Here is a 22,807-nt window from a genome sequence, read left to right as displayed (position 1 = left end):
TATCATGACAACTGAAACAAAAATCATCGTTTCCGATGTAAGCAAAACCTTTGTTCTGCATAACCAAAATGGCATTACTTTGGATGTGCTGAGCAACGCTAATTTTAGCGTCGCAAGTGGCGAGTGTGTGGTGCTTAATGGCCGTTCCGGTTCAGGGAAATCCACTTTGCTACGGGCACTCTACGCCAATTACCTTGTGGATACAGGCAACATCGAAGTCGAGCATCAAGGGCGCTGGGTCAATATTGCTAAGGCTCAGCCGCGTGAAATCATCAATGTTCGCAAGCATACCATCGGTTGGGTCAGCCAATTTTTGCGTGTCATTCCTCGTATTAGCGCTTTGGAAGTCGTTATGCAGCCGATGTTAGAAATGGGTGGCTGTCGTCATCAAGCCGAGCAAAAAGCAAAAACACTGCTGACTCGTCTTAATGTACCAGAGCACCTTTGGAATCTAGCGCCAGCCACGTTTTCTGGTGGTGAGCAGCAACGGGTGAATATCGCCCGAGGCTTTATCGTCGACTATCCCATTTTGCTGTTGGATGAGCCTACGGCGTCGTTAGATGCCACCAACAGTGCAGTTGTGGTGAATCTGATTCAAGAAGCGAAAGATCGCGGCGCCGCCATTGTGGGAATTTTCCACGATGAAGCGACTCGAGATCAGGTGGCTGACCGTTTGTATGACGTGAAGAAACAAAACGAAGCCACTCGACAGGCCGAGCAGGGCAGTGCTCAGGCAACCTCCATCTCAGCATGCGCATAACGGGAGAAAGCAGCATGATTATCACCAATGTAAATTTGGTTCTTGAGAACGAAGTAGTAAAAGGCTCATTAGAGCTCCGTGACGGCAAAATCGTTAGTATGTCAGATTCACAAAGTCAGGTGGCAGGTGCCTATGACGGAGAAGGTGACTTTCTCATGCCGGGCTTTATTGAACTGCATACCGACAACCTAGAGCAGTACTTTACTCCGAGACCAAAAGTGGATTGGCCGCCTTTCTCTGCGATGAGTGCGCATGATACTCAATTGATTGGCTCAGGCATTACCACGGTACTAGATGCCGTGGCGCTGGGTGATTTTCGAGATGAGAAACGTCAAACTAACTTGGATCTGTTCATCAATACGGTAGTGGATAGCCAAAAACGTAACCTGACTCGTGCTGAGCACCTATTGCACCTTCGCTGCGAAGTACCACATGAAAGCACAGTCGGAATGTTTGAGAAATATGTCGACTTACCGGAAGTCCAGTTGGTGTCGTTGATGGACCATGCACCGGGTCAGCGCCAGTTTGTGGATGTAGAAAAGTATCGCACTTACTATCAAGGCAAGCACAACTTAACGGACAGTGAGATGGCGGCGTTTGAGAAGAAACAAGTAGAGCTCTCTGAGCGCTGGTCGACACAAAACCGCAATGAAATTTGTCGTCAGTGCCGAGTACACAACATCCCAATGGCGAGTCACGATGATGCGACAAAGGCGCATGTTCAAGAGTCAAAAGACTTAGGAATGGTCATTGCAGAGTTCCCTACGACAGTGGAAGCGGCGAAACGCTCTCATGAGCTTGGACTGAAAGTGTTGATGGGCGCACCCAATGTGGTTCGCGGAGGGTCTCATTCAGGCAATGTCGCTGCGCACGAACTGGCCTCTCACGGTGTATTAGACATTTTATCGTCAGACTATTACCCAATGAGCCTGTTAGAAGGTATCTACAAGTTATCGTGGGATGAGCGCAACACGTTAACGCTGCCGCAAGCTGTTCAACTGGTAACCAAGAACCCAGCGCAAGCACTGAGCCTAAATGATCGCGGTGTTATTGCAGAAGGGAAGCGTGCCGACCTTGTATTAGCAAAACAAGTGGATGGGCATCCTTTGGTCGCTCGTGTTTGGCGACAAGGTAAAAAGGTGTTTTAGCCGATGACTAATAACACATTATTAGAAGCATCTTCGGATGCTTCTTTTTCATCTACGGCGGACTACGCCGACGCCTCAACCAAACGCAAAGGTAAGCTCTACTACGTGATAGGCCCTTCAGGTGCGGGCAAAGATACCCTGATTGACGCCATTCGCGCCGATCATCCTGACGATATTATTGTTGCTCATCGCTATATCACGCGTCCTTTTGGTGCTGGTGGTGAAAACCATGTTGCCGTTAGTGAGCAAGAGTATTTATCAAGACAGCAAAAAGGGCTATTTGCTATGAGTTGGCAGGCCCATGGGCTGTGCTACGGTGTGGGGTTAGAGGTGAAAGCGTGGCTAGACAAAGGCTTTTCGGTTTTGCTGAATGGCTCACGTGCGGAATTGGCTCAAGCGCAACAGTGCTTTGGCTCAGATCTGGTTCCTGTTGTGGTCAATGTAGAGTTGGACGTATTGCGGGCTCGATTGCAAAACCGAGGACGCGAATCTCGCGAAGAGATTGAACGTAGATTACAACGCGCCACCGAGTTCACCTTATCGAAACAAGAGGGTTTTTACCCAATTGATAATAGCGGTGACGTGCAATCGAGCGCAAAGCAGTTCCGCCACATTCGTTTTCAACTTGAAGGGAAGTCGTGATGAAGCTTGTCATGTTGGGCACGGGGAACAGTGCTATGGTGCCTGTTTGGGGCTGTGACTGCGAAATATGTGCTGAAGCCAGGCTGGATAGAACTCTGCGACGTGAGAAAAGCTCGGCTTATGTCGAGCACAATGGTCGTAAGCTGCTGTTAGATGCCAATGCTCCCGATCTTCTGGATCGTTTCCCACCTGGGTCGGTCGATAAGATTCTGTTAACACATTTTCATATGGACCATGTGCACAGCTTGTTTGATCTTCGCTGGGGGAAGGGAGCGCTCATTCCAGTACATGCACCTGAGGACGAGCAAGGGTGTGATGATTTGTACAAATACCCCGGCGTGTTGGATTTCTCGCAGCGTTCACTGCCGTTTCAATCCTTTATATGGCAAGACATCACTGTAACGCCACTCCCCCTCAACCACTCTAGACCTTGTGTGGGCTATGCCTTTGAGCTGAATGGCCATTGCATTGCTTACTTGACCGATACCAATGGGCTGCCAGAAGCGACGACGCAGTGGCTTAAACAGCGCACAGTGGACTGGATTGTCACCGATTGCAGCTTTCCCCCTATCGAGTGCGAACACACAAGACTTAGCAATAACCATAACGATATCTACCAAGTGCAGAACATCGCTGAGCAATGTCAACCTGAGCGTATTGGCCTGATTCATTTAGGTCACAACGTTTTGCTTTGGGCCAAGCGACATCCACAGTGTTTTTCTGACAGCTTTCAGCTTCTTCATGACGGACAGGAGATCCCACTATGAACCAGCCGCTATCACCAACGCTCTCTGCTGAACCGAGCGTATCGCCGTGCAGCCAATTACATCGCACCGAATTAGGTCGTTGGACTGAGATTGCCCAGCGATGCGTGTTAAATAACGTCACCGTTGGTGATTACAGTTATATCCAAAATGATTGCAATTTGATGTTTACCGAGGTGGGAAAGTTCACGTCTATCGCCGCCGCCGTTCGCATCAATCCAAGCAATCATCCATGGTGGAGGCCAACTCTGCACCACTTCACTTATCGCCCAGGTAAATACGGTTTGGGAGATAACCCATCGGTATTGGATGACGAAGTGTTCAGTTGGCGTGAAGAAGACAAGGTAGTGATAGGTCATGATGTTTGGATTGGCCACGGCGCGATCATTTTGCCCGGAGTGACCGTAGGCAACGGCTCGATTATTGGAGCAGGGAGCGTAGTGACAAAAGATGTCCCAGCTTACTCAATTGTGGTCGGTAATCCGGCGCGAGTCCTTCGTCCCCGTTTTGATGATGACAGCTTAGGGCCCCGCTTAGAGGCTCTGGCATGGTGGAACTGGAGTGACGAGCAAATCGCGATGGCGCTGCCGCTGTTTCAAAAGGATACTCGAGAATTTTTAGCTTACTTTGAAAATATGCAGTAACCCACTTTCTTCCTACCTGATTATCTGTAGATGCTCGAATAAGCGCGACATCGTTGGTGTCGCTGCACATTATTCGCGGCATCTACCTATCCATTCTACAGTTAAATCTGAGATATTACTTTAGGTAATATTTTAAGTTTAATGAGTCATTTCAGACGCCAGTTAACTCTGTTTTATTATTCATTCTGTCAGGTGAAGGTATGGCTTGCCTGAGTTTGCTTGGAATTAATTGCCTGAATTTAATAAGTAATTAAGTCCAATAATTTGTTTTTGCTAAGGAGGGCTTTTGAAATAAATCAGAGTAATTATGAATTTACAAACAGCAAAAAGTCCGCTGAGTTGGACAATTTTAACAGCATTGGTTTCTTTAACGTCAGTTTCAGTAACGGCAGACGAATATCAGGATATGTCTGACCCATTAGCCGTGTATTCGCAAGCGGGTATGGGCGTGACCAATAAAGGCATCAACTTTAAGTTTGGTCAGGCTTACGATACCAATAATGACTCAACCATGGCGATGCATGTACTAGAAGCGAAAGGGTTTGCTGCAGACAGCTTGGGGCTAAAGGGGGATGATAGTTTCGACTCACTACGCTATCGACATTTTAATGTCGACATCAATAGTGGGCTGGGCTCTCAAGTTGATCTTAGCTGGGACTTTGATAACAAATTAGGCTCAGCTTCCTATTCCTTGATTCAAGCGTTACCAAAAATGGGCGCCGTACAGTTTTATCCACTAGCGGGAATTGGCATTAATGTGGCGGATGTTCATTCGTCTTTGATTCAACCTAGCCCGGATTATGACGGTTCCATCGGTTACACCATCCCCTCGAGTTTTGCCCTAGTGGGTTTTTACTCAAAAATCGAAATTACCGATGATATCTGGCTGAACTACAACCCGATGTACACCACTCAACTTGGTGGAGTGGAGTCTTTCAGCAACTTTTATGGCTGGCAGCACGAAATTGCGGCGAGCTATCAGTTGAACAACCGAAGTAACTTGCGAGCATTCTGGAACTTTGGCGAAGTGCTACAAGGCACGGACTTTAGAGTGGAATACAACTACCAATTCTAACTCTGGCTTTCTTGCCACCCATCAAGACGACAATCCAATGAATTGCTAAGGCAATCACAAACGGTTTTATAGGTACGACGATGAAAAAAACAACACTCTCTTTATTAGTAGCATCCTTGTCTTTCGGCTCTGTAGTCAGCGCCGCAGATACCACTCCTACGAACGCAGAACTTACGGGTCAACGTGTCTACCATCATATGGAAAATATGGTCGCGTTTATGGAGCAAAATGGAGTGAATACTTTTGAGTTCCCAGGGTTGGCAGACCACACATGGGATGTCATTACCCCTGCACTGGACCATATTTATGGCAAAGCGATGCTGGATGTAACAGCAGGTCCTGTGGAGTTGACGGTTCCCCCTCGTGAACCAGAGCGTTACGCATCTCTGCACTTGGTGGATGCGGAGCACTTCTCGGTTTATCACGAAGTGACACCAGAAGTTGGCGGTACTTATCTAATCGTACGAGAAGGCGCTGACTATACGATTCCACAAGGCGATTATATCGATACAATTACGGTGAAAGACGACCTTATTTTCTCTTTCATTCGTGTCCAGACATTTGAGTATCGCGATAGTGGTGTTGCCGATGTTTGGCGTAAACAGATTGAGGTTAACAACCTTGCGCCGAAGTCTGAGATTGCGTTGCCAGATCGCAACAATATTCATGCTGTAATTAAGTTTGCCGATGAGATTTCAGATGGTTGGGCACAAACGCACAGTAATATGCAAACCATTATTTCCGATGACAGCTTTGATAAACAAAGACTTAATGAGGTTCGCAATTACGTACACGAACTAGGAACATCTGGCTTGGTGGTGAATAACTTATCCGGTTTTGAGCACCCAGGACATGCTGATGACCTTGCTGATGAGCGACGTCGTTCGCTGTTGACTCATTTAGGTCACTTAGGCTTCCCTGCTGAGCACGCTTATTATGAGCTAATTCCAATGACGCCTGAAGGTAAGCAGTTGAATGGTTCAGAAGATTTTGTGTTGACTATGCCTCATGACCAAGCGGTGGGCAAGTTCTGGTCGGTGACGCGTTATTCTGATGAGACGCGCTTACCGCTGGACCCTGCGACGATAGGTGGGTCTGACCGTCAAGTATGGGCTGGTGGCAATACTACGCCAGACGATGAAGGAAATGTCACCATTACTTTCTCAAGCGACAACCCAGAAAATGGGACTTATTGGATGCCAGTAGTTGATGGGGAGGATTATTACTTTGTGGTCCGCTATTACCTGCCTCAAGCGGGTCTTGCAGGTAATACTGCGCAAAGTATTATCTACAAGGGAACCGAGCTGGAAAGTTTGATGGTTCCTAAAGCGACGTTTAACTATGGTAATTAACTGAGCGTACAACCACGTTGATACTTTTTGCCCCACTGTAAATGAGCTAGTTACGGAAACTAGTTCGCAGTGGGGTTTGTGGTATTAATGCTCTTGCTCAGTCTTTTCCTGCTGTTCAAATACGGTGCGAACTTCGCTGTATAACCATTTCACCAATGGCGCATTGGAGAGTTTGCTTGGAATCAAGGCACCAATATCACTGCCTAGTTGGTGTTCTTTATGAGCTGAGAAGAACTGAGTCCCTTGCGGTAAATCAGCATCAAAAATGTCGACACAAGGCAAGATCGAATCGGTTTGAGCAACGACATGTAGGCAGATACTGAGTTGGTCCGCTCTAAGCCCGACTTGCGGCGTAATTCCAACTTCTCGCAGTTTGGTTTCAATTAAGTTTTCTTTCTTATTGAAGTCAGGAAGCTGAAGCAATGCGAGTGGATATTGTCCAATATCTTGTGTGGTTCTTTGTGTTTCAAGGACTGGATGCCCGTCTCGACAAATGAGTTTGAAATAGCAATGAGTCAGTTTTTTCTGTATCACCTGTTTGGAGATATCTAGAGGTAAGTAATTGATGCCAATATGAAGGCGTGCAAGCTTAAGATCGTGCTCGGTATCTTGCCCCCAGTTGATGATTTTGAGCGTAGCGTTAGGCAGCAAAGGACGAAGGTGGTGATACAGACGCCTGGATACTGGTCTGTATAGAGTGGTATTGATGGCGATGCTAATGTCACCGGTATACAACGCTGGATTGAATTGTTGATTTCGAGAGAATAGATCTTCCAATAGCTCGAACAGAGCAGGCAGCTTTTCCAGCAGCTCCAAACAATAGGGTGTGGGTTCTAATCCATACTGCTTGCGGATAAACAGCTCATCGGCAAAGTCTTCCCTGAGCTTTTTAAGCTGCTTGCTGACCGCAGGCTGTGATAAAAACATGCGGTCGGCAGCGCGTTTGGTGTTGCGTTCTTCACCAAGGACTTTCAGCAGCTTTAGTGTATTAAAGTCTAGCCTTCTTAATAGGTTATCATCCATCTGGGCTGGTATCCCGCGTCATGTGTATTCACTCAATACTACAATGTCATAAGTAGCTCGACCAGCTTAACCTAGACCATGTAAAGCTATAATCCTCTCGCAATCTCGTTTCCAGTTTTAGTTGCTTAGCTGTTTTAACTTCATACCTAAAAAGACAAAACTGACTCCTTCAATTAGCAAAGAAATGCCAATGAAAGTACCCAGCAATGAAGTGGAGAAAGCGGGGTCTTCAAGTAACGTGAAGAAGTAACCACCTATGATGACGGACAGAAGTCCGCTGAAAATGATGAGGCCACTACTTGGAAGGCTGCGGTTGGCGAGCCCGAAGAAGATTCGTGTCAGTCCGTTTAATATCATCACCAACACCATCAACATAGTAATGGTGACCAGGCCTGCAAGTGGCTTAAATAAGATGAATAAACCGCCGATTATGTAGAGTACCGCGCTTAAGACATACCACAGCTTTTGTCCCCACGCATTTATCGAAAAGGTGTGATAAGCCTGCACAAGCCCACTAAACAAGAGTACGGCACCGATAATGGTTGAGATGGTGACACCAGCAAATACAGGTAACGCCATTGCCCCAATACCCGCGAGGGAAACGACGATGCCTACAGTAACAAAATACTTCCATCCTTTTGAAAGGAACTGAGCTTGTGGGGATTGGTTTGAATCTACCATTGAGCGCCTCTTAGATTAATGCCTTGGTTGCATATTCAGCTTAGTCTAAGAATCATCAATCGCTCAACTGGATAGCATTTTTCGAAACACTCGTTGTTTCAATGTCTTCCAACGGGCGAGAAGTAGACCTATAGCGATTACGATGTAGATAGTAGGTTCTGCCACTTCTGACTTTACCGACCAGTAAAAGTGAATCGGTGCCAAGATAGCAGCTAAATAGACCCAGTTATGCAGTTTCTGCCATCTTGCGCCCATTTTACGTTGTATTGCTTGAGCGGATGTAACCGCTAGCAGCAACAAAATCACCCACACTGCCGCTCCGACGGTGAGATATGGACGTTTAACGATCTCAGAGGCCAATAAGCTCCAATCCAATCCTAAGTCTAACGTCGCGAAGGCGACCAAATGGAGCACTGCCCAAAAGAAGCTGTACAGTCCCAATAGCCGTCTTGCGCGAAGAAGCAAACCTTGTTTAGTCCATTTTGCCAAAGGAGAAACCAGCAGAGTAATAAACAAGGTATTCAACGCGCTAATACCAGTGTAATGGATGATGCCTTGTACCGGATCGCCACCTAAGTTATCGGTATTAATAGCAATGACAAGCAATGCTAAAAATGCCAATGATACAGCGTGGATGACGACTTTTAGCGCGATGATCGTTTTTGGCGTTAGCTTTCTCAATAGAACTTCCTCAGATCCATATTTTTGTATAGATGCGCCACTTCTTCTACATAGCCGTTGAACATTAGGGTTGGCTGCCTGCGTGTACTGAGGACACTACCTTCTCCGATGAAACGCTCACTGGCTTGACTCCAACGCGGGTGGTCGACATTAGGATTCACATTGGCGTAAAAACCATACTCATTAGGAGCCAGACGATTCCACGTTGTTGGTGGTTCTTGGTCGGTGAGACGAATACGAACAATCGATTTGATGCTCTTAAATCCATACTTCCATGGCACAACGAGTCTAAGCGGGGCGCCATTTTGTGGGGCGAGTGTTTTGCCATATAAACCAACCGAGATCAGAGTTAGAGGGTTCATGGCCTCATCAAGGCGAAGTCCTTCTACATAAGGGTATTCAATGCTACTAAATGAACCTTGAGCCGGGAACTGTTTGGGGTCGTAGAGGGTTTCAAAAGCAACATATTTGGCACTACTTTTTGGGTCGGCCATTTTAATGATGTCTGCAAGTGGAAAACCAATCCAAGGAATGTTCATTGACCATGCTTCAACGCAGCGAAGGCGATAGATGCGTTCTTCTAACGTGAATTTACTAAATATGTCGTCATAGTCGAGTTTCATTGGGTTGTTGACCAGCCCGTCGATTTCTACGGTCCAAGGGTCTGCCACAAACTCCGACGAGTTCTTCGCAGGGTCGGATTTATCAGTACCAAACTCATAGAAGTTATTGTATTTCAGAACCTTACTTTCTGGCGTTAACGAAAGGTCGGCTTGGTATTGTTGTGGTTTAGTGGCTTTGAGATCAATTCGACTGTCAGTGACGGGTTTCTCATCGGAAGAAAAGATATCCAGTATGCCCGCTTGGGCATTAGCCGCGATAGGCATGCCGACGACAGCAATACCGAGCTTCTTTAGTATGTCTCGACGCTCTTTGTAGACAGACTCTGGCGTTGCTTCGTTTTCAGACAGAGCCCAGCGATGATTCTTTTTGATCCACATAATCTTCCCCGAGTGTGATTCACGTTTTAGTAAACAGCAAATTGGTGATACGTTGATTAGAGCAGACCGTAGCAATGTCGATTCTCTTTCATAAAAATCAAAAAAACACGCATTCATAACAAAATGCGTGTTCTAAAGGCTGTGGTTATAACTGATTCTTTTTAGAAGAACTTTTTAATGGCTTTTTCGGCACATGCGACATCAAGGTGACCTCCTGGTGCGCCTCCAACACCGATCGCACCAATCATTGCGCTGTTAACTTGAACGGGTACACCGCCTGCTAAGAACAGCAGATTGTCGTCCATATTTTGTAGCGGTTGCATGATAGGTTTGTCGGCAATCAGCTTCATTAGGTTACCTGACGGTTGTTTCATACTCGCCACTGTGAAGGCTTTTTTACGTGAGCTATCCAGTGTGTGGATCCCTGCATCATCAGAACGAAGCTGAGCAATCACATTCCCTGATAGGTCGACAACAGTCGCGGAGACTTTATAGCCATCCGCTTCGCATTGATTTACCGCTTCATGAGCCAGTTCGAATGCCGCTTTTGATGAAATTTGAGTGATTGATACTGTTTGTGCATCTGAGGCTAGCGCGTTGCTAGAAAAGCCTAGAAAACCAAGGGTTGCAGCGAATACAGTCAGTGTTGTCGTTTTCATGTTTACTCCGTTAATAGCGTGTTTTTATTCAACGAGTTCATAGTAACCAACGGAGGATTGCGACAGGCTTTCTAGAACATTACAAAGTTGTAATCTTGGTTATATTCGAGAAAGGATATTGATAAAGTATATTCAGACCAAGGTTAAGAGGTACATGGACGTTAATGAAAATTCTACTGATCGAAGACGATAGCCATATCGCGAAATTTCTGGTGAATGGCTTCCAGCAAGAAGGAATCACGGTAACGCATTCAACAGATGGTGTAGACGGATTGCACGAAGCCGTTACCGCAGACTTTGATGTCATTATTCTCGACATTATGCTACCTAAAAAAGACGGCTTTGAAGTGTTGGCGGAGCTGCGAGGACAAGGACATGCTACCCCAGTCATCATATTGAGTGCCAAGCATTCTGTAGAAGAGCGGGTGCAAGGACTGCAATCGGGTGCGGATGATTACTTAGTTAAACCATTTGCTTTTCCTGAACTACTCGCTCGGTGTCAAACCTTGATGCGCCGGGGCAAGCCACCTTCGCCTCAAGCATTCGAACTGAATTATGGCCCTCTTAATTTGGATTTACTGAAGCATACTTTGCAAAGGGAACAGCAAAATATCGCCATCAATCAACGTGAGTTCATGTTGATGAAGTTACTGTTGGAAAACCCAGAAACCGTCATGTCGAAAACTGCAATTCTTGAGCATGTGTGGGGGCATCAATTTGACCCACAAACTAACGTTGTGGATGTGTTAGTTTGCCGATTGCGCAGCAAAGTGGATAAAGGCTTCGCGACACCATTAATACATACACTGAGAGGTGTCGGTTATGTCCTCAAGTCATAGTATTGAACAAGCTCTTGCTGGTACGCAGCGACATCTTTTAGTGCGCTTTATGGCGACCTTACTACTGTGTTTATTACTGGTGGAGCTAATTGTAGGCGCGATATTTTTCTACGATCTGTTTCAAACAGAAAAGAAGATTCTAACGTCCATGTCGACCGAGTATCAGCGTATTTTGACCTACGATTCGAGTGACCGTTTAATTCATGTTTTAGAAGCCAACCCTCACCGACTGGTCGACAACAACATCGCTGCCTATTGGGCGCAAGACAATTCGCCTCGACCAACGTTTGTCGCGGGTGATAAAAATGTAGTGCTTAACCTGCCCTTTGCTGACTATCAGATTGATGAGAGTCGTTCTTGGTTTGATACCTTTATTGTCAATCCGTATATGACCTTAAGCATCAAAGGGGAGCAACAGCAGTTTTGGTTGGTTCTGGATAATCGTGCCAGAGACTATATCGCATACAATCAATGGTTAATGACATTCTATGCACTGATTGCATTGGTGATAGTGACGACTGTTTTCACTCGTAAAATCATCCAAAGTGCCATGTCGCCGTTAGTGACATTTGGAGACCTGTTAGACAGGCTAAAAAAAGGACAGCTAGAGTTCGCAGAACCAGAGCCAGAGATTGGCCAAGGACTTACGGTTATTAGCTCTAGTGTTCACTCTGCCGTGGCCAAATTACAGCATGTCACCACCACGTTAAACACGACGGTAGACGCTATCGCACACGATATACGTACGCCGCTATCGCGAATTACTCTCGCGTCTCAAAGTGCGTTGCTGAATAACGCTGATCCGCAAGCAATGCGTGATGCTTTGGCCGATTGTGCAGAGCATGCCATGCAGGCCAGCAATATGTTGACCGCATTAATGAAACTAAACGATGAAGTGACCGGAAAGCGCCAGCCACAAAAGGTGGATACTCAAGTGTCCGAAGTGATTTCCAAGGTAGTAAGCTGGTACGACGATGTGGCGGAAGATAAACAGATTCAGTTAGTCAGTGACGTTGCCGATGGGCTTATTATCCAGTCCGATCCGGATAAACTGACTCAAGTACTGGTTAACCTTGTTGACAATGCGATCAAGTATACCGAGCCCGGTGGCCGTGTGACGATTAAGGCTGAACAAAGCTCGAACATCAAGGCTAAGATAAGTATTCAAGACACCGGTATTGGCATTGACCCCAAATACCAAGATCTTATTTTTGAGCGGCTTTATCGAGTGGATAGTAGCCGAAGCAATATCGAAGGTTATGGTCTTGGCTTATCGTTGGCACTTGCTATGGTGGAGAATCTTGAAGGACAGTTGATGGTGAAATCAGAATGTGGTGTAGGTAGTACGTTCACGATTTTGTTGTGATTTTCCCTGACCATGTAATATGCAAGCAACCCTGTGGGGAGCGAGATCATAAGAACCAATACGGAAATGCCCAAAGTTATTAGCTTTGGGCATTTCTTCTGGCATTTTGTCAATCACGGACAAGGTTTTACGTACCGAGATGATTACAACGTCATATGCAGAATTGGGAAAGGTTTTCCCGTCTCATCAAGAGGTGATCGAGAGCTGATCTTAAAGCCCATGTGTTGGTAAAAGCCAACAGCACTAGGGTTTTGTTCATTAACGTCTACTTTGTTTGCTCCTAGTTTTTCTATTGCGTATCGCAAGAGTACTGTGCCAGTACCTTGTCCACGCTGTTGGTCTAGGACAAACAACATTTCGATCTTATTCTCATGAACACCAACAAAACCAACAATTGCTCCTTTGGTATTCTTAACACATTTCAATGTTACCGCAGGGAATGCTTGCTCGATAATGATGGGTTTAAAAAACTCAATATCTTGTTCTGTTATAAAGTCATGAGTCGCTCGGACAGAATTTTCCCAAACATCAAGCAGTTCAGCGTAATCTTTGGGAAGCACATTTTCGACAATCATAGAGTTCTCTCTGATTAGATTGATTAATTGACTGATGAAGTGTGCAGCCGCTCGGGGATTGTAGCAGTTAATTCCTTATTAAACACACCGCTTTAAGCGAAGTTTTACCACCAAGCCCCTTTGATAGATTTTACCAATTGAATAGATAGGAAAGGACGAATTCTCAAATATGCTCTCGCATTGCAATATAAACCCATCAGCGCAGGACAGCGCCAATCCGAATTACAAGACCATATTGAGAGAGTAAAATTATGATCAACACGACTATTAAGCCATTTTCAGCAACTGCATTCAAACAGGGCGAATTCGTAGAAATCACAGAGCAAGACGTGAAAGGTAAGTGGGCTGTATTCTTCTTCTACCCAGCAGACTTTACTTTCGTTTGCCCAACAGAGCTTGGTGATCTTGCAGACCACTACGCAGAGCTTCAAGAGCGCGGTGTAGAAGTTTACTCAGTATCAACAGACACTCACTTCACTCACAAAGCATGGCACGACAGCTCAGATACTATCGGTAAAATCAACTACTACATGGTTGGCGATCAAACGGGTACTATCACTAATAACTTCGGTGTGATGCGTGAAGGTCAAGGTCTAGCAGACCGTGCGACTTTCCTAGTTGACCCAGAAGGCGTTATCCAAGCAATGGAAATCACTGCAGAAGGTATTGGTCGTGACGCAGAAGACCTAATGCGTAAAGTGAAAGCAGCGCAATACGTAGCGGCTAACCCAGGTGAAGTTTGCCCAGCGAAATGGAAAGAAGGTGAAGAGACTCTAGCACCATCTCTAGACCTAGTTGGCAAAATCTAAGTCATACAAGCATTAGCTTAAACGGAATATCGGGTCCGTGTTGCATGCCCCAATATCGCATAGCGAATTGGGGCATGTTTTTATTTAGCTTTTATGATGAATACCAGCGCAGAGTTATGTGCTGATGGAAAAATGCCGTTTAAGTTCCTGACGGCCTTTAGGTGTAATTATCACCTCTCTGTATCCGGGAACTCTTTCAATCCAGTCATTGTTTTCTAAAAATTTAAGGACAGAGGCACCTAAGTAGCCGCCTAGATGAAATGTCCTCTCACTCCAGTCTAAACATGGACAACATTTTTTCCGCTTAGTTTTGGCATCGACGGTAATACCAAGTTTCAGAAACTTTTCTTTACCTTGTAGGGTTAGGTCGCTTCCATCACTTTCGAGCCAATTGTTTGATATTAGGTAGTTGTAGAATCTTACTGCTATGTCTCCGGCTAAATGGTCATAACAGGTTCTTGCTTTCAAGAGCTCTTTTGGGATTTTCGAACGCGCAGGGTTGTTGGGTTGAAAAGTAATATTCATCATGCTTTCCAGTAATGAAGCAATGCCACTGCTATAAAGGCGAAAGTACCGGTGTCGACCTTGGGATAAACAAGTGACAACATTGGCTTTCATTAGACGAGCTAGATGTGAGCTGGTTGTAGATGGGGAAATGTCAGCGACGGCACTTAACTCTGTTGCAGTCCAAGCTCGCCCGTCCATAAGAGCACATAGTATCTTCATCCTTGAGACATCAGACATGGCAGCAGCTAATGCGGCCATATTGGCCTCTTGGCTGTGGACTTTAGGCTCACTAAAAAGCGGATTTTGTTTACTCACGTATGGGTTACCTACGCTGTTCTGACCTAGACGGTCACTGTATAGTGACTAAGAATGACTATCAAATGTTTAAGACCAATTAGTACGTTATCCATGAGTGTGAACGCTATCTGCAGGCGCTTCGGTGCGTTGATTCATACCATAGTCTCTGACGACACCTGCCACTCTTAGTCGATAGTTTTCAAATATGGTGTTACGTCCTTCGGATTGCGCAAACCGGTGGGCTTCTAAAGCACGCCACTCTTGAATAGACCCTTCATCTTTCCAAAATGACAAAGAAAGGACTTTTCCTTCATTGGTTAGGCTTTGAAAGCGTTCAACTGAAATAAACCCTTTTATTTCAGATAGTAATGGTTTTAGATTATTAGCAATATCTAAGTACTCGTCAGACTTGCCTTTGGCAATTTGAACTTCGAAGATCACAGCAATCATGGTTTATTCTCGTTAATCTGATTGGATTGATGCGTTTATTGTAACGACAAAATTTATGGATACTTCGTTGGGTGTCGAAATGTGATCGTCGTAACTGCCATGCTTGAAGGTTAAACAAGAACCCCGAGAGAGCACCCTTTAAGAGTAAGTGCTCTCAGAGATACCGTAAATGATCACTTCACTCTGCGTTTACCATGCTGGCAAGTATTTGAAGTTGCTTGTCATCGACTAATACAAGCGGTGATGTAAATTCAGTGGGTCTACAGTACTTTCCAAATACTGTTTGAATTGAGAGCCATATATCGACGTTTTTTCGACATCCATAGGAATACTCTACATGTATTGAATTAATCCACTGACATGAAAAGAGTATGGTATGAAAAAGAAACATCTCTCCCTAAGCGTATTACTAGGCCTAACCACATTGTCGACACTGGCTTCTGCAACTACTTCAAACAACATTGACGCGCATAAGAAATTCCGAGGAGAACAAGCTCTTGAGGTGGACCAATCACAATGGTTTCGAGAGCTAAGAATGGAAAATTGGACTCACGTTGTACCCGAGCAAGACATACGAGATACGTTGGTTAAAATTGATTCGGGTGAACCGCTGCGCGATTTCATCAACACAAATGAAGCGGGTCACTGGACATATGAATTCGCTCAAGCTGCTGATGATTATGCAAACTCAGCGAGTGATTATGAGTCGTATCGTAAGGCATCCATGATGTACTTAATTGCTTCATACCCAAACCACATGACAGAGCACGAACACGAAGCCATCGAGCGATCGGTTGATATGTATCTTAAAGCAGAAGCATTGAGCCCTATTATTGATGTAGAGCGCGTGGAGATGCCGCTTACGACTAGAGGTTCGATCACGGGTTTATTACATATCCCAAAAGGTGCCGAGAAGCCCGGCGTTATCCTTTACACAGGTGGAGTCGATAAAATTCTGACTGAACACCGTGATGCAATTGATACCCTTTTGAGGCAAGGTTTTGCTGTGCTGACTTTTGATATTCCCGGTGGCGGCTTGAACAACAACATCATTATTGAGCTGGGTAAAGAAGATCAGGCTCACCAAGCGGCATTAGCGTACGTTAAATCTGATTCAAGGCTGGATAGCAACAATGTCGGAGCGCTGAGTTCATCGGGTGGTGGCGTTCCATTGATGACATTCATCCTAAACACTCCACAACTCAAAGCGGGTGTTGCTCGCTGTGCAGTAGTGACTGACGTACTGACAGATACGCAGGTATTTCACCATGCCCCTCTCATGTCATCGATGTCTTACGGTTATCGAATTGGTGTCAAAGACGTTAGTGACCTTAATTCTTACGGACAATGGACGATTCCATTAGCACTTATGACTAAAGGCTTTAAATCTAATGAAACCGATGTTCCTGTATTGGCGATTAATACCAAAGATGACATGGTGAACCCGCCGGAAGAAATGAGGTATACAGCAGGGCTTTCAACAAGAGGTGAAGTGGCATACTTCGGTAACTCAGGCCATTGCCCGGATGGAGCAGAAGCTGAGTTGGCGATTACTAACTTTTTCCTCAGGTACATGTAAGATAACTAAACTTAGGCAGCTTTGTTGAGATTACAGCTTTGTTGAGACGACATAGTGCCTCAGTTCTATTGCTCTAAAGTTGCCGTCATCCAAACTCTCAGTGATACGATGCGGCCACTTTAACTAAATGACTGCCTGTCCTAACATGCTTAACTGATTGGAAATGACGCCCCTGTTCATTTCCATTTCATCGCACCTATCCTATGTACATCGATGCTAGTTCATTTTTGATTCTGAGTGTTGCTCGATCATAAAGTCAATCACTTCATCATTTAAGCAAGATTTACTGACGTATTGGCGTTGTTTGCCTATATGAAGGATAAAACCCAAATCGCTTTGTTCAAGCTGATCAATATCATTCCAAGTGATGTTTCGGGTGTTCTTGCCGCTTTTATAACTCATACCGTCAGAGTTAATTTTAAGAAGTACTTTACCGCCAGAACTCGTACTGAGTGTTTGCCTCCACAACCACCAAGTTCTTTTAAAATAAACACTTAAAGCTTCAATAATACTCAAGACAATAAAGAACCAACCCACATAACCACTTGGAAGCAGCTCAAATTTTACGAGTACTACACCAAAAATAAGAAAGAGCATCCCTTTATAATAAGCTTTTGGAAATGTAGCGGGGTGGCTAGTTTGATCAAAGCATTCCGCAAAAAAGGTCTTGTCGAGCGTGTATTCTGTAGTGAAATCATAATCTTTAGACATAGGCAGTTACTTTGGACTTTTCTGTGAGTGAGTATTTCATGCTACGACCGTGCAGCGAGAGTATTGTATAGCTTTACGGTGTGTTGTTTTAATTGTTTTTGCCCCTCTTCGTCTCTACCTACTTTTTACTCAAGAAAATGTTTTGATAGGAAACCCCTATCAAATAGATAGGAAAGGACGAATTTTAAAAAATACGCTCTCATTGCAATATACATACATCGGCGCAGGACAGTGCCAAAACAAACAACACGAACACTTTGAGAGAGTAATCACTATGATCAACACAACTATCAAGCCATTTTCAGCAACTGCATTCAAACAGGGCGAATTCGTAGAAATTACAGAGCAAGATGTAAAAGGTAAGTGGGCAGTATTTTTCTTCTATCCAGCAGATTTTACATTCGTATGCCCAACTGAGCTTGGTGATCTAGCTGACCATTACGCAGAGCTCCAAGAGCGTGGCGTAGAAGTTTACTCAGTATCAACAGATACCCACTTCACTCACAAAGCATGGCACGACAGCTCAGATACTATCGGTAAAATTAATTACCACATGGTCGGAGACCAAACGGGCACTATCACTAATAACTTCGGTGTGATGCGCGAAGGTCAAGGTCTAGCAGACCGCGCGACTTTCCTAGTTGATCCAGAAGGCGTTATCCAAGCAATGGAAATCACTGCAGAAGGGATCGGCCGTGACGCAGAAGACCTAATGCGTAAAGTGAAAGCAGCACAATACGTAGCGGCTAACCCAGGTGAAGTTTGCCCAGCGAAATGGAAAGAAGGTGAAGAAACACTAGCACCGTCTCTAGACCTAGTTGGCAAAATCTAAGCTAATCACACACTAGCTCAGCGGAATATCTAGTCCGTGTTGCACGCCCCGTCGTCACTTTTATTGCTTCTACCATTGGCAGGTAAAAGTGGGGGCGTGCACCCTTAAACCATCATTTTAGTGAATAACCAAACATCAAAAGGGTCCCCTTTTATTTTTCCCCTTTTTAATTCCTTCTGATGTTAAGCAGTCTTATAGAATAGGTATCAGTATGTTAGATCAAGCAATGAAGCAGCAGCTAAAAGCGTATTTAGAAAACGTAAAAACCCAAGTTCAATTAGTTCTCAGCCTTGATGACAGTGATACTGCGAGCAAGATCGAATCTCTTGCTAACGACATAGCATCACTTAGCAGCAAAATTGACGTCGTTCGCGACGACGCTGCAAGCCCTCGCAAGCCAGTCATGCGCGTTATTAATCCAGAGAAGGGCACCGCTATTGGTTTTGCCGGTCTGCCAATGGGTCACGAATTTACGTCACTTGTGCTAGCGCTACTGCACACAGGTGGCCACCCAATCAAGCTAGAAGCGGAAACCATTGAGCAAATCGCAGAGCTGAACTCACCGCTAGATGTCGAGATTTTTATCTCTCTATCATGCCAGAACTGTCCAGAGGTAGTTCAAGCCTTCAACATGATGGCGGCAATTAACCCGCTGGTAAACGTCACTATGATCGACGGTGCAGCGTTCCAAGATGAAGTGAAGCAGCGCGACATCATGGCAGTACCAAGCGTGTTCATTAATGGTGAACTGTTCGACCAAGGTCGTATGTCACTGAATGAAATCCTAAACAAAGTCGACACAGGTGCAGCGGAGAAAAAAGCTAATCAGTTAAATGAAACAGCACCGTTTGATGTCCTTGTCGTGGGCGGCGGCCCTGCGGGCTCTTCAGCGGCTATCTATGCAGCTCGTAAAGGTATTCGCACTGGTGTGGTTGCTGACCGTTTCGGTGGTCAGGTGATGGACACCATGGCAATCGAGAACTTTATTTCAGTGAAAGCGACCACAGGTCCTAAGCTGGTGGCAAGCCTTGAAGAGCACGTTAAAGAGTACGGCGTTGAAGTCATCACTGAGCAGCGTGCTGCAAACATCATCGATCCAGAAGATACCGATGACGGTTACACCCACGTAGTACTAGAAAGCGGTGCAGTGCTAAAAGCTCGCTCTGTGATCACAAGTACTGGTGCTCGCTGGCGTGAAATGAACGTACCGGGTGAACAAGAATATCGTAACAAAGGTGTGGCGTACTGCCCTCACTGCGATGGCCCACTATTTAAAGGTAAACGTACCGCGGTTATCGGTGGTGGTAACTCTGGTATTGAAGCAGCCATTGATCTTGCGGGTATTGTGGAGCACGTAACGGTTCTGGAGTTTGCTGATACGCTTCGCGCTGACCAAGTGCTTATCGACAAAGCGAATAGCATGGCGAATATCGACATCATCACAATGGCACAAACCACAGAAGTTCTGGGTGATGGTACGCGTGTTACTGGTCTTGAGTACAAAGATCGCAATACGGACGAAATCAAGCATATTGAACTTGCTGGCATCTTCGTACAAATCGGCCTAGTTCCTAATAGTGAATGGTTGAAAGGGACAAAAGTTGAGTTGTCACCTCGCGGAGAAATTGAAGTAGACGCTCATGGTGCAACCAGCATGAAGGGAGTCTTTGCGGCAGGTGATGTCACCACTGTTCCATACAAGCAAATCATCATCGCAATGGGTGAAGGGGCAAAAGCTAGTTTGGGAGCGTTTGATTTCTTGATTCGTAATCCAGCTCCAGTGAAGCAAGCTGAAACGGCTTAAGGTTAAATAACCTATTTTCATAGCGCTGTTCTTAACTGAGAGCAGCGCTTTTTCGTTTTGTTACTGAGAAAAAAACGCCCGACGAAAATCAGCAACTTGCTGGGCGTAGTAGTGTTGCCACTCATCCTGTGATAACCCCGAAAATTGCGTCACTCTTTGTTGTTCAAGGGAAGCTTCTAGGCGCTGTAGTTCACTCTGGTAGTTACTGACGACGGCTTGTTGTTGAGTGACCTGCTGCTGCCGAGTTGCGATCTCTGCACTCTGTTGGGGGGTCAGGAAATGGTGTTCTAGCTCGCTAATCAAAGCTTCACGCTCTGATTCACTGAGATTTTGAGGTACAAGAGTAACAGCTTGCTCAAACTTCGCTTGGTTGCTCACCAGTCCTAATGATTCTGCTCTTTCCTGCCATGCCTGCATCAGGTCTTCAAAATTCTGAATATAATCCTCTGCCGAAATGTACTCTGGAGCTTCCACCTCCAAATGCTTACTCTGAATGGTAAAATCATACAGCGCAAATTCATCTTCAAACATGACGTCAGCCAGTTGACCCCAGACTCTTCTCGCCTCTGCTTTTAATTGTTCGATACGTGCAGCTAATGATATTTGTTCATCAAACAATAAATTGCCGAGCGTTTGTTGCCATTGGTTGTTCAGTTGTTGATAGTTTTCAATAAGATAAAACCGTTCTGGTGTGAGAAATAGAGCCAGATTATCTAGTAACACATCGCAGTTATCAGCTAAGTTACATTGACGCCAAAACGACTCGATGTCAGCGATTAAATCGCGACCTCTCGCCTTATTGAAAGCTGCTGCGGTCACTTGAATGTCGGATTCGCCTTGTTTATTTATGGATGGTGTAAACGATGTTTGTTCTACAGGTACTAGAATGTCGGCTGTCGTTGTTTTTGAAATCGTTGAGGTAATGTCAACGGATGCCTTAGCTTGTTTGACTTGTGGATGGTTGTTGTCGAATGACCACCAAACCGTGCCCACCAAGATGGCGGACACAATGATTAGCGTGAATTTGTTCATGGCTTTATAACAGCCGTAACGGGAAAGTGATCCGAGAGATTATAGTGTTTCCATAGACTCTCATCCGTTGTGCGAGGCACATCAACTCGGTTGTCGTTATACGATTTTATACCATATTCATTGCTGACCATGACGTAATCGAGATATTCAACATTAGCACCACCTGACAGTGCCCCACCGGCGAAATCATTGATCCGAGGGTCGAATGTTGATGCGGTATAGCCAGAATATTGCGGTTCAGACACGTTTAGGTTTGTCATCATTTGTTGATAATCATCTGGGAACTTGAGTTTATTGACATTAAAGTCACCACTGTAGATTACCGTTTCATTTGCTGGGATATCGAGAGATTGGGCTAATGCACGTATTTGTTTGAACTGGCGCTGACGATAATCACGAGCGGTGTCGGTATCAAATGATGCGGTATGTGTTGCAAATACATGATAAGCCTGACCACCTTTAATGATTTCTGCGTAGTTTACTCCTTTATCGGCAAAACAATCGGTTCCGGAGCAATCTGGAAATACGTACTGAGCTTCATTAACGATGGGGTAGCGACTAACAATGATGACGCCCCCGTCATAAATATTGATCCCTTCCTTATCCAACATTTTCGTTTGATAAGGGTATTCTTTGGCAAGCTCTCTTAAGAATGCGTCCCGTCCACTAGCAAACACTTCTTGTAGCGCAAGTACGTCATAACCCTTCACATATTCTGGAATTAGCTCGTATCGGTCGCCAATATGAGAGGCGATAGCGGGAAGTGCCCAGATGTTATAGGTCATTAGCTTTAAGTTTTGTTCGTCGTTATCGACCTCTTCATCAACATGAGTAGGGGTAATGGTGTAGTACAAGTCATCGTAGCGTGCGGTCTTTGCTGATTTGAACGCCAATTCTGTATTGAGACTGCCAAATGAGTTTGTGTTTTGGCGATGAATATTTCGATCATCTTTTAAGGTTAAGTCGACATCGGCAGCGGACATTCCATACTCTATGGTTGAATTGTACCAGTGACCCTCCATCACTTGATTAAGCGATACGCTTTCACCTTGAGGATTCGAGACTATGGTTTCGAAGCGATAAGTCTGATTTGATTTCACACCTTCCCAACGATTAAAGCTCAGTATCGACTTTGTTTCCCAAGGGGCTAGAACTTGAACATGTTGCTGCCATTCCTCTCCCTCTTCCAGTAAATCAGTGCCTTCATGACTGATCTGGATTGTTAGCGGCTGATCTGAGTTATTGGTTAGGTACACATCAGTGTCTGCCAAGGCTGGCAAGGCGATTAAGCCACTGAGTAAAAGATTCCACTGTGAAAACTTCATCTTATTTATCCATGGTTTGAGTTAGAGTAATGATTCTGATTGATAAATGTTACTCAAGCGTTAAATTTGAATTAAGCAAATAAAACTTGCTCATTTTGTTATTTAATTGTGAACCTGATTCAAAATTGGTGTGATTCGCTAGAATAAACCACGCTATTTCTCCAATTCTTATCATCTTGGGTGTCGCTTTTGGTGTACCTACAGCATATTTTTCGGCATAACTTCACAATTTTGTAACACTAACTTGGCGG

The 22,807-nt window shown here is 45.0% G+C and carries 24 protein-coding genes; 13 read left to right on the top strand and 11 right to left on the bottom strand.

Annotation, left to right across the window (positions count from 1 at the left end; translation table 11 throughout):
- The first annotated feature begins 4 nt into the window (after positions 1–4).
- The 7 genes from phnL to OH456_RS11685 all read left to right on the top strand — a co-directional run bounded on the left by phnL (position 5) and on the right by OH456_RS11685 (position 6,385).
- Positions 5–760 (top strand): phosphonate C-P lyase system protein PhnL, encoded by a 756-nt coding sequence (phnL, locus tag OH456_RS11715; RefSeq protein ID WP_096443564.1) that lies wholly within the window; start codon positions 5–7, stop codon positions 758–760.
- 14 nt (positions 761–774) lie between these two features.
- A complete protein-coding gene (gene phnM, locus OH456_RS11710) occupies positions 775–1,908 on the top strand; it encodes an alpha-D-ribose 1-methylphosphonate 5-triphosphate diphosphatase (RefSeq protein ID WP_270033513.1) in 1,134 nt (377 codons plus the stop codon).
- Between the two features lie 3 nt (positions 1,909–1,911).
- Positions 1,912–2,550: a ribose 1,5-bisphosphokinase gene (gene phnN, locus OH456_RS11705; RefSeq protein ID WP_270033512.1), complete on the top strand. Its 639-nt coding sequence runs from the start codon at positions 1,912–1,914 to the stop codon at positions 2,548–2,550.
- A complete protein-coding gene (phnP, locus tag OH456_RS11700; RefSeq protein WP_270033511.1) occupies positions 2,550–3,317 on the top strand; it encodes a phosphonate metabolism protein PhnP in 768 nt (255 codons plus the stop codon). Before phnN ends, phnP begins: the two co-directional genes overlap by 1 nt.
- Positions 3,314–3,958, top strand: coding sequence for a DapH/DapD/GlmU-related protein (locus OH456_RS11695; RefSeq protein ID WP_270033510.1), 645 nt, complete (start codon positions 3,314–3,316; stop codon positions 3,956–3,958). The genes phnP and OH456_RS11695 overlap by 4 nt, the downstream gene beginning before the upstream one ends.
- A gap of 307 nt (positions 3,959–4,265) precedes the next feature.
- Positions 4,266–5,033 (top strand): hypothetical protein, encoded by a 768-nt coding sequence (locus OH456_RS11690; RefSeq protein ID WP_107306139.1) that lies wholly within the window; start codon positions 4,266–4,268, stop codon positions 5,031–5,033.
- Between the two features lie 80 nt (positions 5,034–5,113).
- Positions 5,114–6,385: a DUF1254 domain-containing protein gene (locus OH456_RS11685; RefSeq protein WP_270033509.1), complete on the top strand. Its 1,272-nt coding sequence runs from the start codon at positions 5,114–5,116 to the stop codon at positions 6,383–6,385.
- An 84-nt stretch (positions 6,386–6,469) separates the two neighbouring features.
- Here the strand turns inward: OH456_RS11685 and OH456_RS11680 are convergent, their stop codons facing one another.
- From OH456_RS11680 to OH456_RS11660, 5 genes are all read right to left on the bottom strand, one after another.
- Complete coding sequence (locus tag OH456_RS11680; protein ID WP_270033508.1) at positions 6,470–7,408, bottom strand: LysR family transcriptional regulator; 939 nt, start codon at positions 7,406–7,408, stop codon at positions 6,470–6,472.
- Between the two features lie 117 nt (positions 7,409–7,525).
- The gene (locus OH456_RS11675) at positions 7,526–8,089 is read right to left on the bottom strand and encodes an HdeD family acid-resistance protein (protein WP_006069768.1); all 564 of its coding nucleotides are present in this window, start codon (positions 8,087–8,089) and stop codon (positions 7,526–7,528) included.
- 63 nt (positions 8,090–8,152) lie between these two features.
- Positions 8,153–8,770, bottom strand: a complete 618-nt coding sequence (msrQ, locus tag OH456_RS11670) for a protein-methionine-sulfoxide reductase heme-binding subunit MsrQ (protein WP_270033507.1) — start codon at positions 8,768–8,770, stop codon at positions 8,153–8,155.
- Positions 8,767–9,771 (bottom strand): protein-methionine-sulfoxide reductase catalytic subunit MsrP, encoded by a 1,005-nt coding sequence (msrP, locus tag OH456_RS11665; RefSeq protein ID WP_270033506.1) that lies wholly within the window; start codon positions 9,769–9,771, stop codon positions 8,767–8,769. The genes msrQ and msrP overlap by 4 nt, the downstream gene beginning before the upstream one ends.
- 161 nt (positions 9,772–9,932) lie before the next feature.
- Positions 9,933–10,430 (bottom strand): GlcG/HbpS family heme-binding protein, encoded by a 498-nt coding sequence (locus tag OH456_RS11660; RefSeq protein WP_270033505.1) that lies wholly within the window; start codon positions 10,428–10,430, stop codon positions 9,933–9,935.
- A 164-nt stretch (positions 10,431–10,594) separates the two neighbouring features.
- Here OH456_RS11660 and OH456_RS11655 point away from each other — a divergent pair, with 164 nt between their 5' ends.
- Complete coding sequence (locus OH456_RS11655; protein ID WP_270033504.1) at positions 10,595–11,269, top strand: response regulator transcription factor; 675 nt, start codon at positions 10,595–10,597, stop codon at positions 11,267–11,269.
- On the top strand, positions 11,253–12,635 hold the full coding sequence (locus OH456_RS11650) for a sensor histidine kinase (RefSeq protein ID WP_270033503.1): 1,383 nt from the start codon (positions 11,253–11,255) through the stop codon (positions 12,633–12,635). Before OH456_RS11655 ends, OH456_RS11650 begins: the two co-directional genes overlap by 17 nt.
- Before the next feature lie 143 nt (positions 12,636–12,778).
- Here the strand turns inward: OH456_RS11650 and OH456_RS11645 are convergent, their stop codons facing one another.
- Positions 12,779–13,210 carry a GNAT family N-acetyltransferase gene (locus OH456_RS11645; protein WP_006069774.1) on the bottom strand — a complete coding sequence of 144 codons (432 nt, stop codon included), beginning with the start codon at positions 13,208–13,210 and terminating at the stop codon, positions 12,779–12,781.
- Positions 13,211–13,461: 251 nt separating this feature from the next.
- Between OH456_RS11645 and ahpC (OH456_RS11640) the strand changes: the two genes are divergently transcribed.
- Positions 13,462–14,019: an alkyl hydroperoxide reductase subunit C gene (gene ahpC, locus OH456_RS11640; RefSeq protein WP_006069782.1), complete on the top strand. Its 558-nt coding sequence runs from the start codon at positions 13,462–13,464 to the stop codon at positions 14,017–14,019.
- Between the two features lie 114 nt (positions 14,020–14,133).
- Here the strand turns inward: ahpC (OH456_RS11640) and OH456_RS11635 are convergent, their stop codons facing one another.
- Positions 14,134–14,841: an ArsR/SmtB family transcription factor gene (locus OH456_RS11635; protein ID WP_031494756.1), complete on the bottom strand. Its 708-nt coding sequence runs from the start codon at positions 14,839–14,841 to the stop codon at positions 14,134–14,136.
- A gap of 87 nt (positions 14,842–14,928) precedes the next feature.
- Positions 14,929–15,273 carry an antibiotic biosynthesis monooxygenase family protein gene (locus OH456_RS11630; RefSeq protein ID WP_270033502.1) on the bottom strand — a complete coding sequence of 115 codons (345 nt, stop codon included), beginning with the start codon at positions 15,271–15,273 and terminating at the stop codon, positions 14,929–14,931.
- A gap of 376 nt (positions 15,274–15,649) precedes the next feature.
- Between OH456_RS11630 and OH456_RS11625 the strand changes: the two genes are divergently transcribed.
- Positions 15,650–16,852: an alpha/beta hydrolase gene (locus OH456_RS11625; RefSeq protein ID WP_270033501.1), complete on the top strand. Its 1,203-nt coding sequence runs from the start codon at positions 15,650–15,652 to the stop codon at positions 16,850–16,852.
- Between the two features lie 216 nt (positions 16,853–17,068).
- On the opposite strand, the gene OH456_RS11620 is transcribed toward OH456_RS11625, so the two are convergent.
- Positions 17,069–17,563: a YcxB family protein gene (locus OH456_RS11620; protein ID WP_198559296.1), complete on the bottom strand. Its 495-nt coding sequence runs from the start codon at positions 17,561–17,563 to the stop codon at positions 17,069–17,071.
- 274 nt (positions 17,564–17,837) lie between these two features.
- Between OH456_RS11620 and ahpC (OH456_RS11615) the strand changes: the two genes are divergently transcribed.
- Positions 17,838–18,395, top strand: coding sequence for an alkyl hydroperoxide reductase subunit C (ahpC, locus tag OH456_RS11615; RefSeq protein WP_443088631.1), 558 nt, complete (start codon positions 17,838–17,840; stop codon positions 18,393–18,395).
- 211 nt (positions 18,396–18,606) lie between these two features.
- Entirely contained in the window at positions 18,607–20,199 is a 1,593-nt protein-coding gene (gene ahpF / locus OH456_RS11610; RefSeq protein ID WP_270033500.1) for an alkyl hydroperoxide reductase subunit F, read from the top strand.
- A gap of 60 nt (positions 20,200–20,259) precedes the next feature.
- Here the strand turns inward: ahpF and OH456_RS11605 are convergent, their stop codons facing one another.
- Together OH456_RS11605 and OH456_RS11600 are read right to left on the bottom strand one after the other, a co-directional pair.
- On the bottom strand, positions 20,260–21,231 hold the full coding sequence (locus OH456_RS11605) for a chromosome partitioning protein ParA (RefSeq protein WP_270033499.1): 972 nt from the start codon (positions 21,229–21,231) through the stop codon (positions 20,260–20,262).
- Positions 21,228–22,556, bottom strand: a complete 1,329-nt coding sequence (locus OH456_RS11600; protein WP_031494236.1) for a sphingomyelin phosphodiesterase — start codon at positions 22,554–22,556, stop codon at positions 21,228–21,230. The genes OH456_RS11605 and OH456_RS11600 overlap by 4 nt, the downstream gene beginning before the upstream one ends.
- Positions 22,557–22,807 lie beyond the last annotated feature (251 nt).

The organism is Vibrio sp. La 4.2.2, assembly GCF_027586995.1.
GTDB classification, from domain to species: Bacteria; Pseudomonadota; Gammaproteobacteria; order Enterobacterales; family Vibrionaceae; genus Vibrio; species Vibrio mediterranei.
The sequence above is the reverse complement of the archived record's forward strand: the minus strand, read 5'-3'. Positions and strand labels throughout refer to the sequence as shown.

What these genes read in the sequence shown, in the direction of transcription:
- OH456_RS11690 (WP_107306139.1), top strand. Translation starts at nt 4,266, where the DNA reads ATGAATTTACAAACAGCAAAAAGTCCGCTGAGTTGGACAATTTTAACA.
- phnM (WP_270033513.1), top strand. Translation starts at nt 775, where the DNA reads ATGATTATCACCAATGTAAATTTGGTTCTTGAGAACGAAGTAGTAAAA.
- OH456_RS11675 (WP_006069768.1), bottom strand. Translation starts at nt 8,089, where the DNA reads ATGGTAGATTCAAACCAATCCCCACAAGCTCAGTTCCTTTCAAAAGGA.
- OH456_RS11655 (WP_270033504.1), top strand. Translation starts at nt 10,595, where the DNA reads ATGAAAATTCTACTGATCGAAGACGATAGCCATATCGCGAAATTTCTG.
- OH456_RS11630 (WP_270033502.1), bottom strand. Translation starts at nt 15,273, where the DNA reads ATGATTGCTGTGATCTTCGAAGTTCAAATTGCCAAAGGCAAGTCTGAC.
- ahpC (WP_006069782.1), top strand. Translation starts at nt 13,462, where the DNA reads ATGATCAACACGACTATTAAGCCATTTTCAGCAACTGCATTCAAACAG.
- OH456_RS11685 (WP_270033509.1), top strand. Translation starts at nt 5,114, where the DNA reads ATGAAAAAAACAACACTCTCTTTATTAGTAGCATCCTTGTCTTTCGGC.
- phnN (WP_270033512.1), top strand. Translation starts at nt 1,912, where the DNA reads ATGACTAATAACACATTATTAGAAGCATCTTCGGATGCTTCTTTTTCA.
- OH456_RS11645 (WP_006069774.1), bottom strand. Translation starts at nt 13,210, where the DNA reads ATGATTGTCGAAAATGTGCTTCCCAAAGATTACGCTGAACTGCTTGAT.
- ahpC (WP_443088631.1), top strand. Translation starts at nt 17,838, where the DNA reads ATGATCAACACAACTATCAAGCCATTTTCAGCAACTGCATTCAAACAG.
- phnL (WP_096443564.1), top strand. Translation starts at nt 5, where the DNA reads ATGACAACTGAAACAAAAATCATCGTTTCCGATGTAAGCAAAACCTTT.
- OH456_RS11620 (WP_198559296.1), bottom strand. Translation starts at nt 17,563, where the DNA reads ATGTCTAAAGATTATGATTTCACTACAGAATACACGCTCGACAAGACC.
- OH456_RS11605 (WP_270033499.1), bottom strand. Translation starts at nt 21,231, where the DNA reads ATGAACAAATTCACGCTAATCATTGTGTCCGCCATCTTGGTGGGCACG.
- OH456_RS11695 (WP_270033510.1), top strand. Translation starts at nt 3,314, where the DNA reads ATGAACCAGCCGCTATCACCAACGCTCTCTGCTGAACCGAGCGTATCG.
- phnP (WP_270033511.1), top strand. Translation starts at nt 2,550, where the DNA reads ATGAAGCTTGTCATGTTGGGCACGGGGAACAGTGCTATGGTGCCTGTT.
- msrP (WP_270033506.1), bottom strand. Translation starts at nt 9,771, where the DNA reads ATGTGGATCAAAAAGAATCATCGCTGGGCTCTGTCTGAAAACGAAGCA.
- OH456_RS11600 (WP_031494236.1), bottom strand. Translation starts at nt 22,556, where the DNA reads ATGAAGTTTTCACAGTGGAATCTTTTACTCAGTGGCTTAATCGCCTTG.
- OH456_RS11660 (WP_270033505.1), bottom strand. Translation starts at nt 10,430, where the DNA reads ATGAAAACGACAACACTGACTGTATTCGCTGCAACCCTTGGTTTTCTA.
- OH456_RS11625 (WP_270033501.1), top strand. Translation starts at nt 15,650, where the DNA reads ATGAAAAAGAAACATCTCTCCCTAAGCGTATTACTAGGCCTAACCACA.
- OH456_RS11650 (WP_270033503.1), top strand. Translation starts at nt 11,253, where the DNA reads ATGTCCTCAAGTCATAGTATTGAACAAGCTCTTGCTGGTACGCAGCGA.
- OH456_RS11680 (WP_270033508.1), bottom strand. Translation starts at nt 7,408, where the DNA reads ATGGATGATAACCTATTAAGAAGGCTAGACTTTAATACACTAAAGCTG.
- ahpF (WP_270033500.1), top strand. Translation starts at nt 18,607, where the DNA reads ATGTTAGATCAAGCAATGAAGCAGCAGCTAAAAGCGTATTTAGAAAAC.